This is a genomic window from Streptomyces sp. RLB3-17 (assembly GCF_007113425.2).
Lineage (GTDB): Bacteria > Actinomycetota > Actinomycetes > Streptomycetales > Streptomycetaceae > Streptomyces > Streptomyces mirabilis_D.
The window spans coordinates 10,724,023-10,740,490 of record NZ_CP041610.2 but is presented as its reverse complement, the minus strand read 5'-3'; the positions used below and the strand labels follow the sequence as shown (position 1 = coordinate 10,740,490).

The following is a 16,468-nucleotide window of genomic DNA, read 5'->3' as shown; positions in this document are numbered from 1 at the left end:
TGCCGGACCAGGTGGAAATCAGCCCGGGCTGGACCAGGCAAAAGACGGCCCGTGCTGGACCAGGCGAGAGTCAGCCCGTGCTGGACCTGGTCAGGGTCAGTCCGGCCTCGACGGCGGCGTCGAAGCTGTCGTCCACGGCGACCACGCCGCGTCCCGTGGCGTCCAGGAAGGAGGCGGCGATCGCCGCGCGCATCCCGCCCGCGCAGTGCACCCACACCTCCCCCGCGGGCACCTCCCCGAGACGACCGGGCAGTTCATGAATGGGGATGTGCACCGAACCCTCCACGGAGCCGCCCGCGCGCTCGGAGTCGCGCCGCACGTCCAGCACGACCACGTCCTCGCCGCGACCGCGGCGGGCGGCGAGGTCGGCGAAGGTCGCACGTGGGAAGGACCGCGGCTCCACTCCCCCGGGCACCCAGTCCCAGGGGCCGCCGGTGGCGGCGGCGACCGGCCGGTCGATACCGACCCGGGCCAGCTCCCGCTGTGCCGCGGCGATCCGCTCGGGCGTGTCGGCGAGCAGCGTGACGGGCTTGCCCCAGGGGATCAGCCAGGCCAGGTAGGTGGCCGGCTTGCCGTCGCCCTCGAAGTTGAAGGAGCCGGCGACGTGCCCCTGGGCGAACGCGACACGGTTGCGCAGGTCGACGACCCATTCACCGGCCGCCAGCCGCTGGGCGATCTGTGCGGCGTCGGCCGGACGTGGCGGGGTGAGGTCGACGGGAGCGGGGCCCGCGGCGTTGGCCGGGCCCATGTGCGCGTAGTACGCCGGCACGTCGTCCAGACCGGCGAGCAGGTCGGCGACGAAGGCGTCCACGTCGCGGGTGAGGGCTTCGTTGATCTTGCGTTCCCGCCCGATCGTGGAGCTGTCCCCCTCTGCCTGGGATCCGGAGCAGAAACTGCCGAACCCGTGCGTGGGCAGCACCGGCACCTCGTCGTCCAGCTCCTCGGCAAGACGGTGGGCGGAGGCGTACTGGGCGCGGGCCAGCTGCTCGGTCAGCCGCGGTTCGACCAGGTCCGGCCGCCCCACCGTACCGATCAGCAGTGATCCGCCGGTGAAGGCGGCCACGCCGCGCCCGTCCTCTTCCAGGACGTAGGACGTGTGGTGCGGGGTGTGGCCCGGGGTGGCCAGTGCCCTCAGGGTCAGGCCCCGGTCGACCGTGACGGTGTCGCCGTCGGCGACCGGGGTGCGGGCGAAGGACACCGAGGCCCCGGCCGGGACCAGATAGCGGGCACCGGTGACCCGGGCCAGTTCGAGTCCGCCGCTCACGTAGTCGTTGTGCAGGTGCGTCTCGGCCACGTACGCGATCCGCACCCCTCGCCGGGCGGCGGCGGCGATCACCTGATCGATGTCGCGCGGGGGATCGATCACGACCGCCTCGCCAGGGCCGCCGGCCAGGTAGCTGCGGTTGCCCAGGCCCTCGAACTCCAGGGTGTCGACGAAGAACACGGGTTCGGCTCCTTCCGGATGAAAGTACCCCGGGGGGTATCTGACATCCACCGTAACAGAGATACCCCGGGGGGTATCTCCAGGGGTATGCGCGGAGGTGCTTCAGCGACAGCCGGCGACCGTCAGCGACGCCGAGGGCGCCCTAGACGAGGCCCTTGAGCATGCCGCGCCAGTACAGGGCAGGCAGGCCGTACCGCTTGAGCAGCCACATGTCGCGGCGCTCTTTGGTGGTGTCCAGCAGGGGGATGCTGGGGGCGGGGCGCTGGTCGTAGTCGAACTCGGCGAGCAGCACCTTGCCGCGGGCCGTGACCAACGGGCAGGACGTGTAACCGTCGTAGCGGCGCTGCTCACGGTGCTCGCCGTTGATCTCGGCCAGCAGGTTGGCCACCAGGACGGGGGCCTGCTTGCGGACGGCGGCGCCGGTCTTGGAGGTGGGCAGGTTGGCGACGTCACCAAGGGCGAAGACATTGCGATGCCGTGGGTGTTGCAGGGTGTGCTTGTCCACTTCGACGTAGCCGTAGGGGCTCGCGGGATCGGCCAGCGGGCCGCGCTCGACCCAGCCCGGCGCGCGCTGCGGCGGTACGGCGTGGAGCAGGTCGAACGCGAGGCCGTCCTCGGCGCCGGTGAAGCGGTCGGCCACGGTCAGCCGACGGGCCGCGCCGTCGACGGAGGTCATCTCGGAGTTCAGCCGGACCTCGATGCCATAACGCTCGGCGACGCGTTCCAGGGCCCTGCGCCAGACCGGTACGCCGAACATGGAGTCGGCGGGCAGCACGAGGACCACCCGGATACGGTCCAGGACCCCCTGCCTGCGCCAGTGGTCGGCGGCCAGATAGGCGATCTTCTGCGGGGCGCCGCCGCATTTCACCGGGCCGCTCGGCTGGGTGAAGACCGCCGTGCCCGAGCGCAGGCCACGGATGAGTTCCCAGGTGTATGGGGCGTACTCGAAGGCGTAGTTGCTGGATACGGCACCGTGCCCGATGGCGGCGTCGAGGCCGGGGATCGCGTCCCAGTCCAGTTGGAGACCGGGTGCCATCACGAGGTGGTCGTAGCCGACGGTGCGGTGCGCCGTGGTGACGGTCCGCGCCTCGGGGTCGACGGCGGTGGCGGCCTCGCGGATCCAGTGCACCCGCCTGGGCATGACGGAGGCTTCGGGGCGGTGGGTGACACCGAGTGGGGCCCGGCCGCCGCCGACCAGGGTCCACAGCGGCTGATACCAGTGGACGTCGGCCGGTTCGAGCACCGCGATGTCACAGAGGCCGGCGCGCCGCAGGCGGGCCGCGACGGTGATGCCCGCGGTTCCACCTCCGATGATCAACACCTGGAAGTGGTCGCGGGCGGCACCGGAGGCGGGGTGGGTGGAGGGCATGGCGGGCTCCTCGCAATCCTCGGGGTATACCCCCAGGGGTATTGGGTGAGCCCGATGCTAGGCCACGCCCGGCGACGGGACCAATGCGCGGTCGATTAATTGCCAGCCAGGTAAGGGGAGTTGACGCACATGGCGACCGTCGGCTAGGTCCAGGCGGTGAGGATCGGCCGTGGAGCGTGTCCCGCGCGCGAAGACGATCCGCCCGTCGAACACGGTCCGGCCGACCTCGACCCACGTGACGTCGTGGAAGTCGACGGACAGCAGATCGCCGTCCAGCACGTCCGAGGACGCCGACTCGGACACCGACGGGCAGCGCTGCCGCCGGGGCTGGTTCCACTCCGCGCGGGTGCGCCCCGCGGGTTTCCGCGGCGGGGTCACGTGGACGCTGCGCCACCGGGGGCCGTCAGGTCGGCCTGATCCCCTACGGCTGCGGCCGCTGTGGCAGGTGGAGCGCGACGGGTACCGCAGGTGCTGCGCCGGCCCGGCCGCCCCTCCGCCGTCGTACGGGACGCGGTGGTCCTGGTGCGAGCGCCTGCTCGGAAAGACAGGCGCCGCCTCCCACGCCGAGGCCACCGCCACCGCCCTCGCCCTCGCCCTCGCCCGACGGGAGGGTCCACCGCGGCCGTCCCCGGAGGTCCTGGACCCCTTCGCCGTCCCCGGAGGTCCTTGGACCCCTTCGTCGAACGCCACCCGGGCCGCTGAGCCGCCGTGTCAGCTCATGGTGAGCACCATCCGGAAGCGGGCGGCACCGGAGAGCATCTTCTGGTACGCCTCATCGGTCTCGCCCAGCGTCACGACCTCGGTCATCGGACGGATGCCGTGCAGGGCGCTGAACTCCATGGTGTCCTGGATGTCCTGCGAGGTACCGCTCGGGTGGCCGCTGACGACCTTGCCCGCCATCAGGAGCTGGGCCGGGGTGATGCCGAGCGGCTCCGCGTCCACGCCGATGACCACCAGCTCACCGCGGGGACCCAGACCGTCCACGGTCGCGGTGATGGCGGCGGAGTTCGACGCGGTGGCCAGGACGACCTGTGCACCCCCGAGGGACTGAAGCGCCTCGGCGACCGGAGTGTCGGCCGTGCTGTCGACGTAGTGGTGCGCGCCGAGCTGCTTGGCGAAGTCGGCCTTGTCGCCACCGCGGGCGATGGCCACGGTCTCGAAACCCATCGCGGCCGCGTACTTCACCCCCAGGTGTCCGAGGCCGCCGATGCCGAGGATGGCGACCAGGTCGCCCGGCCGCGCCGAGCTGCGCCGCAGGCCGTTGAACACGGTCACGCCCGCGCAGGCCAGGGGCCCCGCGTCGGTGGCCGCCAGCGCGTCGGGGATCCGGGCCAGCGCGTCCACGGGCACGACCGCCGTCTCCGCGTACCCACCGTCGTAGGCCCATCCGGGGACCCGCAGGTTCTCGCAGACGATGAAGTCGCCCTGCCGACAGGGCGTGCAGTGGCCGCACGCGCCGCCGAACCAGCCCACCGCCACCCGGTCGCCCACCTGCCAGCCCCAGTCCCCCGTCCCCTCGCCGAGTTCCGCGATCCGCCCGGCGATCTCATGCCCGGGGACCACCGGGAACGTCACGCCGGGAACGCCGGCGTTCACGAACAAGGTGTCGCTGTGGCACACCCCGCAGGCGTCGACGGCGACCCGTACATGTCGGGGGCCCGGCTGCGGTACCTCACGCTCGACGACCTCGAACGAACCGCCGGGGGCGGTCACCTGCGCGACGCGATAGCTAGTCATCCGGATCCCTGCCTTGGAGAGTCGGTCTGATCTCGAAAGCGCTCCGCCCGCAGGTGGTCACGGGGGCTGGTGACAGGCGCGCGGGGCGGCACGCGGACCACACGCGAGCCCGACCGGCTTGTTTCACTCCGGTGGTGGTGTTGTCGGTCGGTGGCCGGACGTGATCCGTCTGCCGGGCCTCGGCGGGCCATCGACGGACGGGCGCGGGTAGCCTCACGCTACTTCAGGTCACAGCAGGACGCTCGGCGAGTTCGCCGTCCACCGAGCGCCCAGGGCACGTGCGGGCCGACGCTCGCGAGCGGTGTGAGCCGCGCGATCACGGCACACCGTTCCCCTCGACGGCCCGCCACCCACCGCCTACCACCTACCGGACAAGGGCACCCGGCTGCCCGCCCCGGGCGGAAGCCCACCCGTCCCGGCTGTCACACCCGATCCCCCACGGGCGCCCGGAGCGAGTGCAGCCGACCGCCATGGATCGGTGTCGTGTGCCAGCGCACGGTGAAGGTGCCGTCCGGCAGCGAACACGTCACGGTCAGCCGGTGCGGGGTCTCCAGGAACAGCACGTCGAGGCGCAGGGTGTCCTGGTCCGTCCAGCCGCCGCTGACCGCGGTGGGCGGGCCGCCCGCGTCGACGGTCCAACCGGTGGCGCCGAGCCGCATCTCGATGAGCTCGTCGTCCTCCGCGAGGGACACGCCCCAGCCCTTCCCGTCCGCATCGGCGGTGACCGTGACGCCCGTCAAGGTCCGCTGCTGCGGGCACTCACCGTCCTCCGGTGCGAACACGGCGCCCCTCCAGTCGTCGCCCCGCGCGGGCGGCTCGGGGCTCGCCTCGACGGGCGGCAGGGCCAGCTCCGCGAGGCGGCGGCGCAGGCCCTTGTCCACCGTGCCCGGGAGCCGTTCGGCCGGGAGCCGTCCGGCCGGAAGCGGTTCGGCCGGAAGCGGCTCGGCGCCGAACGCCGGGAGGAGGTGGCGCCACACCAGATTCAGCAGACCCTGCATGTCCTCGGTCGCCGCGGTCGTCGCGATCACCGCGTCGTGCTCGGGCAGGACGAGACAGAACTGCCCGTACGCGCCGTCGCCGCGGTACCCGTGCCTGCTCCTCCAGAACTGGTACCCGTACCCCTGCTGCCAGTCCGACTGCGCGCCCTCCCGCGTACCGTCCGCGGTGGAGATGTGCGCGCGGGTCGCTTCCGCGATCCACGAGGAGGGAAGCAGCCGCCGCCCCTCCCAGACACCGTCCTGCAAATAGAACTGGCCGAGCCGGGCGATCGCGTCCGTCGTGGCATGCAGACCGCTGAAGCCGAGGTCACGCCCGGGCGGCCGTTGGAGCCAGGCCGTCTCGCCGATGCCCAGCGGGTCGAACAGCCGGGGCCGCAGGTACTCCGTCAACGACTGGCCGCTCACGCGCTGGATGATCGCGGCGAGCGTGTACGTGCAGGGCTGGTTGTACGCGAAGACGGTCCCGGGATCCCGGTCCGGCGGAAAGAGCAGGAACCCCCGTACGATCTCGTCGCGGTCGCGTCGGATCGAGGTCGCGTAGGTCTCTTCGAGGTGGCCGCTGGCCATGGCGGCCACATGGCGTACGAGCATGGCGCGGCTGCGCGGGTCGGTGATGTCGGCCTCGAACTCGGGGAAGTACGAGATCACGGGGTCGTCCAGGCGCAACAGCCCTTCGGTGGCGGCGAATCCGGCGGCCGTGGACGTGAAGCTCTTGCTGAGCGAGTAGAGCAGGTGGCGGCGGTCGGGTGAGTAGGGCGCCCACCAGCCGGAGGCCACGAGGTGCCCGTGGCGCAGGATCATCAGGCTGTGCGGTTCGATGTCCGGTGCCGCCTCGACGGCGTCGAGGAAGGCGTGGATGCCCGCGGCGTCCACCCCCTGGGCTGCGGGGGTGCTGGCGGGCAGGGGACGGGCGCTCATGAAGGCTGCCTCCGGGCGGTTCTGGCGGTGACGGGAGCGGGGCACTGTGTGCATTTGGCATCTTTCCGTCGCCGGACACCGTCTGTCCACGAGGTGCGTGCAGGACTCTTGAGGCTGAAGAGACGTGATGCGTAGGATCGTTGCCAGCGGAATGAAACGTTTCAATTCATCGCTTCACCATCGGGTTCACCATCGACTCCACCGTCGACTTCACCATCGAGGGGCGACACATGGCCAAGGATTGGAACCGCCGCGTCTTCCTGCGCAGCTCCGTCGCCGGAGCGGGCGCCACCGTCGCGCTCGGGTCCGGAGGCGCCCACACCGCCTCCGCGACCCCCGGAGCGAGCGCCGACGCCCCGCGGGAGGGCGGTCTGCGCATCGACCGCACCACCGTCGAGTACGCCGAGACACTGCTCGGCACCGAGGTCGAACACCCCAGACTCACCTGGGAGTTGACCGCCCCGGGCCGGGGTGCGCTGCAGTCCGCGTACCGGGTGCGGGTGGCGCTCACCGAGAAGGACCTGCACGAGGGGCGGCGCCTGGTCTGGGACTCGGGGCGGGTCGAGTCGGACCGCAGCGTCGGCATCGTCTACGCGGGGCCCGCGCTGCGGCCCCGTACCCGCTACCACTGGCAGGTCAGGGTCTGGGACGGCGACGGCCGTCCGTCGGCGTGGAGCGCCCCGCGCTGGTGGGAGACAACGTTGCCAACGGACGGTTGGCAGGGATTCTGGATCGGAGCGGCGGCCCTGCCCGAACCCCCTGGCTTCGGCGGGGCGTCCTGGATCTGGTCGCCCGGCTCGACCACCGGATCCGCCCCCGTGGGGCCCCGTTGGTTCCGTACCGCGACCACCCTCCCCGCCGGCAGTGAGGTGCGCAGGGCGAGACTGGTGGCCACGGCCGACGACGACTTCACGCTCTACGTCGACGGTCAGCAGGTCCTGTATCAGCCGCAGCAGACGGACGCCTGGCGCACCGGGCATCTCGCCGAGGTCACCGAGCAGGTGCGCGGGGCGAGCGGCGGGCGGATCGTGGTCGCCGCCGTCGCGACCAACCGCGACAACGGGTCCGCCAATCCTGGCGGGCTCCTGCTCCGCCTGATCGTGGAGACCACGTCCGGCGACACGGTCGAACTCGTCACCGGCGACGGCTGGCGCTGCGTCGACAGTGAGCAACAGGGCTGGCAGCGGCCCGACTTCGACGACACGGGCTGGTCGGAGGCCGCCGTGCTCGCACCCTGGGGACAGGGCCCCTGGGGCACCGGCGTGTCCGTCAGCGTCCCCGAACAGCCCGCTCCCCTGCTGCGCCGGACGTTCAGCGTCCCGAAGGACGTCGTGCGTGCCCGCCTGCACATCAGCGGACTCGCCTACTACGAGGCCGAGATCAACGGAGTCCGCGTCGGCCGTCAGGTCCTCGACCCCGGCTTCACGGACTACGAGGAGACGGTGCTCTACGCGGTGCACGACGTCACGGACCGCGTCCGGCGCGGTGCCAACGCGATCGGAGTGACGCTCGGGCGCGGTTTCTTCGGTCTGACCAGCCCCACCGCGTGGAACTGGAACCGAGCGCCCTGGCACGGTGAACCCCGGCTGCTGGCGCAACTGGAGATGGACCATCCGGACGGCTCGCGCACCACCGTCGCCACGGACGGCACCTGGCGGATCACCGACGGACCGACCCTGTCCAACTCCCTCTACGCGGGCGAGACCTACGACGCCCGCAAGGCGCCCCGGGACTGGACGCGCCCCGGCTTCGACGACCGCTCCTGGCAGGAGGCCCAACGGCAGACCGCGCCCAAGGGCACCCTGCGCGCACAGGGGCACGACCCGATCGAGGTGGCGGAGACCATACGCCCGGTGGACATCCGCGAGTTGAGCCAGGGCGTGTACGTGGTCGACATGGGGCGGACGCTCGCGGGCTGGACCCGGCTGACGGTGCGCGCCGAGGCGGGGACGACCGTCCGGCTGGTCCACGGGGAGCGGCTCGACTCCGACGGGAGTGTGCTCGCCCGCAACGACCTGGTGCCGGGCCGCTGCCAGACGGACGAGTACGTGTGTGCGGGCGGCGGCGCGGACGAGGTGTGGGAGCCCAGGTTCTCGTACAAGGGCTTCCGCTACGTCCAGGTCAGTGGATTGCCCGCGAAGCCGGGGCCCGAGCAGGTGCTCGGCCGGGTCGTGCACACGCGGGTGGCGTCGACGAGCACGTTCTCCTGCTCCGAACCGTTCTACGAGCGGTTGGACCGGGCGATGCGCCGCACCGTCCTCAACAACCTCCACGGCATTCCGACGGACACTCCCGTGTACGAGAAGAACGGCTGGACCGGCGACGCGCAGCTCGGCGCGCCCGTGATGGCGTACGCCTTCGGTGTGCACCGCTTCCTGACGAAGTGGCTCGGTGACCTGAGAGACAGTCAGAACGCCGAAGGGCAGCTGCCGGTGATCGTGCCGAGCGGCGGCTGGGGCTACCACGATCTGGCTCCCGCTCCCGAGTGGACGACGGTGTACCCCTTCCTGCTGCGGGAGATGTACCGCGTGTACGGGGACGAGCGGCTCGCCCGTGACCACTGGGCGCCGCTCGTCCGCTACCTGGACTGGGAGATCGGGCGCCTCCAGGACGGCCTTGCGGTGACCGCCCTCGGCGACTGGCTGCCGCCGGGCTACGGCGGCAACCCGCCCGAGGACACCAGGCTGACCGCCACGGCCTATCTGCACCGCGCGCTCACCGGGACCGCGGAACTGGCCGACCTGCTGGGCGACACCGAGGTGGCGGCCCGCTACCGCAAGACGGCCGACGCGTTGAAGGAGGCGTTCAACGCGGCTTTCCTCGGCGCGGACGGCCACTACCGCACGGCGAAGGACCCCGACTACCGCCAGACCAGCAACTGCCTCCCGCTGGCCTTCGGGCTCGTGCCGCCCGGCGCCCGGGCGAGCGTGGTCGACTCGCTCCTGGCCGACATCGCCCGGCGTGGCAACCACCTCAACACGGGGGCGCTGGGCACCAGCGTGCTGCTGCGCGAGCTCTCGGCCCAGGGGCATCCCGAGGTGGCCCACGCCCTCGCCACCCAGCGCACGTACCCCGGTTGGGGGTACTGGTTCGACAACGGCGCCGACACCATGTGGGAGATGTGGCCGCTCGACTCCCGCTCCCGGGACCACTACTTCCTGGGCACCGTGGTGCAGTGGCTCTACGAGAACGTGGCGGGCCTGCGCCCCGGCGACGCGGGCTACCGCACCTTCACGGTCCGCCCGGACGGCCGTACGGGCGTGGACTGGGCCCGTACCTCGGTGCGGACCGTGCGCGGCCGGGCGGCGGCGGCGTGGTCCGTCGTGGACGGGACGACGCGGCTGTCGGTGGGGGTACCGGTCGGGGCCACGGCGGAGGTCCATGTGCCGGCCGCCGACCGCTCGGCCGTCGCGTCGCCGGCCGGTGCGAAGTGGGTGCGCTCGGAGCCGGGGTTCGTCGTGTACACGGTGCCACACGGGAGTTGGGAGTTCGTGGCGCGCGCCTGAGCCGTACCCGGGGACGCCGCGGCAGGTCGGTGCGGGCAGGGGCGGAGGGGTTGTGCGGGCCGTGTCAGAGGGTTGCGCAGGCGCTGTGAGGGCTTGTCGGATCGCCGCCATAATGCCGAAATGATCAACCCCTCCCCCACATCCGCGCCGGCGCCGCGCGTCCCCGTCGTCATCATCGGTGCGGGACCCGCCGGGCTCACCGTCGCCAACATCCTGCGGGCCGCGTCCGTCGACTGCGTGGTCCTGGAGACCGAGAGCCGGGAGTTCGTCGAACAGCGGCCCCGCGCCGGATTCATCGAGGAGTGGGCGGTGCGGGCGCTGCGTCATCGGGGGCTGGCCGACCGGCTGGTGGAGCGGGCACAGGCACACAGCGAGTGCGAGTTCCGGATCGACGGCGAGCAGCACCGCTTCCGGTACGCGACGCTGACCGGGGACCGGCACTTCGTCTATCCGCAGCCGCTGCTGGTGACGGACCTGGTACGCGAGTACGCCGACGTGAAGGGCGGCGAGATCCTTTTCGGTGTGCGGGACGTCGCCCTGCACGGCATCGACGGCGACCGCCCGGCGGTGCTCTACACCGATCCGCAGACGGGTGAGCGCCGGCGGATCGACTGCGACATCGTCGCCGGCTGCGACGGCGCGCGCGGAGTGACCCGCGCCCATGTGGCCCCGAACCGGGGCACGGTGGCCCGGTACGACTACGGGGTCGGCTGGCTGGCGCTGCTCGCCGAGGCACCGCCGTCCAGCGACTGCGTCGTCTTCGGTGTCCACCCGCGCGGATTCGGCGCCCATATGGCCCGCAGCCCCGAGGTCACCCGCTACTACCTGGAGGTGGCGCCCGGTGAGGACCCGGAGAACTGGTCGCACGACCGCGTCTGGTCGGAGCTGCACGCCCGGCTGTCGGCCACCGGAGCCCCGGCTCTCACCGAGGGGCCGCTGATCGAGAAGCGCGTCCTCGACATGCACAGTTACGTCGTGGAGCCGATGACGTACGGGCGGCTGTTTCTGGCCGGAGACTCCGCTCACCTCGTCGCGCCGATCGCCGCGAAGGGCATGAACCTCGCGCTGCACGACGCCCTGCTGCTGGCCGACGCGCTCGTCGCCTACTACCTCAGAGGGGACGCCGACGGACTGCGCGGCTACTCGGCGGCCTGTCTGCGGCGGGTGTGGGAGTACCAGGAATTCTCCCGGTGGTTCGCGGAGTTGCTGCACGGACCGTCCTCGGGCGATCCCTTCCGGGCGGGTTCCGCGCGAGCCCGCCTCCGACGGATCCTCGGCTCACCCGCGGCGGCGGCCACCTTCGCCGAGTCGTACATCGGCAAGGTCACCGGCCCGATGGCCATGACGACACCGTGAGATGAACGGCAGTGGAGATGCGGCCTGAATTCTTCGCACGGGTGCGCTACGCGCAAAGAATTCCGGAAATCGGGGCCCCGGAATCGCCCGCCTTTGAACACACAACGTCACACCCGCCGTACAACCGGGAAAGGTGAGAGTCCGGTGCGCAGCGAGGGATGACCATGGTCAAGGTGCAAGTCTCCACGAATGAGTTGGTCGCCGGAAGATACCGACTGCTGGAGGGTGTCCACCACGAGGAGGGGCGTGAGGGCTGGCACGGTCAGGACGTCGAGTCCGAGCGGCCGGTCACCCTGACGCGCTCCCGGCTCCCGGCCCATCTCCGTGAGGAGGCGGAGCTGCGCACCGCCGTCCGGATCACCCGGGAGTCCGAGGCCCTGGGGCTGGTCTGCCCCGGGCGGGTGTCCGTCGTCATCGATGTCGTCGAGGACAAGGACTTCCTCTGGACGGTCACCGCACGGCCGGAGGGCGTTCCGCTGTGCGCGCTCCTCGGGCACGGCCCGGTGGACTACGTCCGCGCGGCCCGGATCGGGCTCGGTGTCCTCGACGTCCTGGGCGCGGCCCATCAGGAAGGGATCACACACGGCGACCTCAGCCCCGGCCAGGTGTGGGTGGAGGAGCGCGGCGGGGTCACGGTGGCCGGCTTCGGGCTGATGGGGGCCAGCGCCTCTCCGCGCGTCACGGCACCGTCGTACGCCTCTCCCGAGCAGGCCCGTGGCGAAGGCGGTGGACCGGCCACGGACCTGTGGGCGCTGGGCGCGATCATGTACGAGATGGTCGAGGGCCGACCGGCCATCCGGGACCGAGGAGGGCTCGAAGCGACGTTCCGCGCCGTGGAACGGCTGCCCATCCGGGCCCCGTTGAGCGCCGGGCCGCTCAGTCCGGCCATTCAGGGGCTCCTGCGCAGGGATCCGGTGGAGCGGGTGCCCGAGTCGGTCGTGCGGGAGGCACTCACGCGCATTCTCAAGGCGGAACTCGACGAGGACTCGATGCCCACCGAGACCCTGCCGGTCTTCCGGGACCTCGACGCCCCGCCGGCGAGGCGGGTGTGGGGCAAGGTGCCCCTCAGCCGCCCGGTGCTGCTGGGCGGGGCGCTGGCCGTGACGGTCGTCTGCTTCGCCGGGCTCACCGCGGCGGGCGGTCTGTCCGAGCGCGGCACCTCCGCGTCCGGTCCCGCGTCGTCCCCCAAGGTTTCCGCCACACCGTCGCCCACGCCGAGCGCCTCGCCCAGCAGCACCGTTGCCCAGCAGGCCCCGTCGACGTCCCCCTCCCCAACCTCGTCCTCATCCGCCTCCGCCTCCCCGTCGCCGTCCCACACCCTCACCGACGATCCGCCGACCGGCTTCTTCCGCTACACCGCGCCCCAGGGCTTCTCCGTCGCACTGCCCAAGGGCTGGAAGCCGGTACGGACCGAGAGTTCCGCCGACGGCTCCTATCGGGTCACGCTCGGCGCGAGCGGCGACCCGCGCACCCTGGTCGTCACCTACAGCACCCAGCTCACCTCGGACCCCGTCGCGGTCTGGCGCGAGGTGGACACCTCGCTGCGCGGCGACTCCATCGCGTACGAACGGCTGGGTGACATCCGCGCCGTCACCTACCAGGGCTACAAGGGTGCGGACATGGAGTGGCTTTCGACGAACGACGGGGTCCGTGAGCGCACGTTCGGGCGCGGCTACCTCATCGGTGACCACGAGGGCTTCTCGCTCAGGTGGACGACCCCGGCCGCCGACTGGGACACCGCCGCCGACCGGGCCGCCCTGACCACCTTCCTGCGGACCTTCAAGGGCGGATCACAGTGAACCCGTATGGCAACAGCCGTCCTTGCGCATCAGCCGCCCCACTTCGAGCCAGTCGTCCTCGGTCACGTCACGCCACCGCGCCGACGCCGAGACCTTCGACGGCGGCTCGAAAGCGGCCACCAGGTCCTGCGTCACGTACGGCGTTCCGCCCCTCAGCACCGACACCGTGCGGACGAGGGTGTCGAAGTCCTCGAAGGGATCGCCGTCCACCACCGTGAGATCGGCGAGTTTCCCCGGTTCTACGGTGCCGAGGTCGCCGTCGAGGCCGAAGAGGCGAGCCGGCAGGACGGTCGCGGTGCGCAGCGCCCCGGCCGGTGACAGCCCGCCGTGGTGCAGGGCCCGCAGACCCAGGTGCAGGGAGAGCCCGACCGGTACGAGCGGCTGGTCCGTGCCGAGCGCGACGAGACCGCCCGCGGCCAGTACCCGCCGGTAGACGTCCGTCTCGGTGCGCAGGGTGGCCAGTTGGGCCGCGGTGGGCGGCACGCCCGCGGACCGCCGTACGGCGGCGGAGTCCCACGGGGGCATGACGACGGTGACGCGGGTGTCGTCGGCGAGCCCCGGATCGGCGCCGAGCAGCGGCGCGGAGGTGAACGGCGTGGCGACGAGGGCGAAGTTGGCGCCCTGTCCGGTGTAGATCTCCACGACGTCCTCGTAGGCCCGTCCGGTAGCGCTCACCGCGTGACCGAACTCCCCGCGCTGAGTGGCCAGCAGATGGGTCGTCAGGTCCTGGCCGCTCTGGACGCCGGGTGACAGGAGATGGCTCCCCGAGCGCACCCCGAGCCGTTCGTGCGCGAATCGCGCCGCTTCCTCCATCACCCAACTCGGGGCTCGTACATAGGTCTTGACGAAGTCCCAGTCGAGGGCCGCACCCCGCTCCAGCGACCTGCGCAGACCGTCCCTCGTGCGGTGGGCGCGCCCCATGCTGTAGGCGACCCGCGAGCCGTCGAGCAGTTCGCCAGTGGTCAGCAGGCGGGGTCCGGCGAGCTGACCGACGGCCACCGCCTCGCGGATGCGGGCCTGCTCGTAGGCGAATCCGCCCAGGGAGACGGCCGTCGTGATCCCGTAGGTCAGTTGACCGACGGTCTGGCGGCCTCCATAGGTGCTCTGCCAGGGGTGGGTGTGGGTGTCCCACAGCCCGGGGATCACGGTGCGGTTCGAGGCGTCGATCCTGCGGAGGGCGCCACGGCCGCGGGCCCGGTGCGGCGCGACTTCGGCGACGCGTCCGCCGCGTACGACGATGTCCACGTCGTCCCTGACCGACTCGCCCGTGCCGTCCCACAGGCGCCCGGCGTGCACCACCGTGTCGGCGGGGGCGGTCCGGTGCTGGTCGAGCGGGACCCGGACGGTGCGGCGGTCGTGCCCGTCGATGCCGATGAGCCGCAGGCGGCCCGCCGAGAGGTACAGGAGAGTTTTCGAGTCGCCGGACCAGGAGGGGTGGTCGGCGGGTTCGGTGGCGAGGATGCGCGGGGCGCCGGTCGGGGTGCCGTCGGGGGCGACGGGCAGCAGGCACAGCGCGGACTCGACGACGACCGCCATCCAGCGTCCGTCGGGTGACCAGACGGGTCCGGAGTCGTAGCGGTCGGCGATGCAGACGTGGGGTGCGACGGCGTGGAGGCGGTCGGTGCCGGTCGTGGTGTCGACGATCCTGATGACGTTGTAGCCCTCGCGGAAGCGGAGATTGAGGCGGTTGCGGTCGCACAGCGCGAGGTATCTGCCGTCGGGCGACCAGCTCGGGCGGCCGGGCAGCCCGCCGCCGCCGAGCGGGGTCACCAGAACGCGTTCCGCACCGCTGCCCAGATCGCGCAGGACGAGCCTTCCGGTCATGTCGAGACAGGCGAGCCGCTTCCCGTCGGGCGAGAGCGCGGGATGGACCCGCCCGCCCGTGGCGAGCGCGGTCTCCTCGCCGGTGGCGAGATCGCGCCGGTACGCGCCGAGCAGTCCGTCGCGGTCGTCGGCGTACACGAGGGACCGTCCGTCGCGTGCCCAGACCGGTGCGAGCAGATAGCGGGTCGGTCCGGACTTCCGCAGTCGCTCGGGCGGGCGCCCGCCCGAGGTTCCGGCCAGCCAGAGCGAGTTGAGGGCGGCGAAGGCGATGTGCCGTCCGTCGGGGGACAGCGCGGGCAGGTGGATGCCCCGCACCGGGCGCACCCGCTCCTCGCCGAGGTCGTACTCCTTGGTCCGGTACCGCGGCCGGTCCACCGGCAGTTCGCCCTCGAAGGGGATCGGCTCGGTCCGCGCCGGCTTCTCCGGTCGTACGAGGGTGAAGTGGCCGTCCACGGTGAGGAGCAGTTCCCCCGTCGCGGTCCAGCGTGGCGGCACGGGTGCGAGGTCTCCGGCGAGCGCGACGGGCGTGCCGTCGACGACGAGGGTGCAGGAGGCGCTCGGGGCAGCGGTGACGCGCAGGTACGCGAGGCGGCGGCCGTCGGGGGCGAGGGCCGGGGTCATGACCTGCGCGGCCGTGGTCTCCGTGTGCTCGACGACGACCGGGCCCGCGGCGCCGGCCGGTACCGCGGCGATGGTGCGGGCTTCGAGGCCGGGCCCCGTGGGCAGGGAGACGGCCTTCGCGCGGACGAAGAGGACGCGCCTGCCGTCCGGCGACCAGGTGGGGTCGAAGTCCTCCCAGGGGCCGTCCTGCAAGGGGCCGTCCTGACCGGTGAGCCCGGTGACGCGGGTCAGTTCGCCGTTTGCCAGGTTCAGGACGTGGATACGGTACGGGCTGCCCTCGACCGGGTCGCCGCCCCGCTCGGAGGCGAAGGCGATCCGGGTGCCGTCCGGGGACCAGGCCGGGGCGCGGTCGTCCCAGGGGCCGTCGGTGCGCTGCCGTACGTCCGAGCCGTCGGGGCGCATGGTCCACAGGTGGTAGCCGCCGCCCTGGTACGCGCAGAACGCGATGAGCTTGCCGTCCGGGGAGTGCGTGGGCCGGTCGGGTTCGAGGCCGGCCGGAGTGAGGGGCACGGCACGGCCGCCGGTACGTGGGAGCGACCACAGCACATGCTGGATCTCGACGATCAGCCGGTCGCCGGCCGGCGAGAGCGTGGCCGCGCCGTTGGTGGCCTCCGAGAACGACAGGGAGAGCGCGGCGCGGCCGCTCGCCGCGGCCGGAACGGCGCTGAGGGCGGTAGGGGAAACGCCCACGACACCCGCGACGCCTGCCGCGGCGAGGAGTTGACGACGGGAAGGACGAGAGAGAAGCGAGCGCGGGGAAAACGGGGAGGGACGGGAGGTGGGGAAGGCTTCGGAGCTCCGGTCACGTTCCATGACAGAGAACGCTTACTCATCTCAAAGCCCGGGAGCAACAGCGCCATTCACGCCAAACGGGCACCTCCCGTACGGGAGGCCTT

The 16,468-nt window shown here is 72.2% G+C and carries 9 protein-coding genes; 3 read left to right on the top strand and 6 right to left on the bottom strand.

All coding sequences use genetic code 11. The features are described from left to right. Window positions 1–70 precede the first annotated feature (70 nt). The 5 genes from FNV62_RS48370 to FNV62_RS48355 all read right to left on the bottom strand — a co-directional run bounded on the left by FNV62_RS48370 (window position 71) and on the right by FNV62_RS48355 (window position 6,466). Window positions 71–1,444, bottom strand: coding sequence for an MBL fold metallo-hydrolase (locus FNV62_RS48370; protein ID WP_097288051.1), 1,374 nt, complete (start codon window positions 1,442–1,444; stop codon window positions 71–73). 142 nt (window positions 1,445–1,586) lie between these two features. Next, the gene (locus FNV62_RS48365) at window positions 1,587–2,813 is read right to left on the bottom strand and encodes an FAD/NAD(P)-binding oxidoreductase (protein WP_143629781.1); all 1,227 of its coding nucleotides are present in this window, start codon (window positions 2,811–2,813) and stop codon (window positions 1,587–1,589) included. Window positions 2,814–2,870: 57 nt separating this feature from the next. Beyond that, complete coding sequence (locus FNV62_RS54860; RefSeq protein ID WP_143629779.1) at window positions 2,871–3,116, bottom strand: hypothetical protein; 246 nt, start codon at window positions 3,114–3,116, stop codon at window positions 2,871–2,873. Between the two features lie 408 nt (window positions 3,117–3,524). Further along, on the bottom strand, window positions 3,525–4,550 hold the full coding sequence (locus FNV62_RS48360) for an alcohol dehydrogenase (protein ID WP_097288048.1): 1,026 nt from the start codon (window positions 4,548–4,550) through the stop codon (window positions 3,525–3,527). 422 nt (window positions 4,551–4,972) lie between these two features. Beyond that, window positions 4,973–6,466, bottom strand: a complete 1,494-nt coding sequence (locus FNV62_RS48355; protein ID WP_143629777.1) for a serine hydrolase domain-containing protein — start codon at window positions 6,464–6,466, stop codon at window positions 4,973–4,975. Between the two features lie 230 nt (window positions 6,467–6,696). On the opposite strand from FNV62_RS48355, the gene FNV62_RS48350 reads away from it, so the two are divergent. The 3 genes from FNV62_RS48350 to FNV62_RS48340 all read left to right on the top strand — a co-directional run bounded on the left by FNV62_RS48350 (window position 6,697) and on the right by FNV62_RS48340 (window position 13,127). Then, window positions 6,697–9,972, top strand: coding sequence for a family 78 glycoside hydrolase catalytic domain (locus tag FNV62_RS48350; RefSeq protein ID WP_143629775.1), 3,276 nt, complete (start codon window positions 6,697–6,699; stop codon window positions 9,970–9,972). A gap of 120 nt (window positions 9,973–10,092) precedes the next feature. Continuing rightward, window positions 10,093–11,328, top strand: coding sequence for a 4-hydroxybenzoate 3-monooxygenase (locus FNV62_RS48345; protein ID WP_143604412.1), 1,236 nt, complete (start codon window positions 10,093–10,095; stop codon window positions 11,326–11,328). A gap of 164 nt (window positions 11,329–11,492) precedes the next feature. Then, entirely contained in the window at window positions 11,493–13,127 is a 1,635-nt protein-coding gene (locus FNV62_RS48340) for a protein kinase domain-containing protein (RefSeq protein WP_313905091.1), read from the top strand. Here the strand turns inward: FNV62_RS48340 and FNV62_RS48335 are convergent. After that, window positions 13,119–16,385 (bottom strand): amidohydrolase family protein, encoded by a 3,267-nt coding sequence (locus FNV62_RS48335; RefSeq protein WP_143629772.1) that lies wholly within the window; start codon window positions 16,383–16,385, stop codon window positions 13,119–13,121. The two genes, FNV62_RS48340 and FNV62_RS48335, sit on opposite strands and share 9 nt — an antisense overlap. Between the last annotated feature and the right edge of the window lie 83 nt (window positions 16,386–16,468).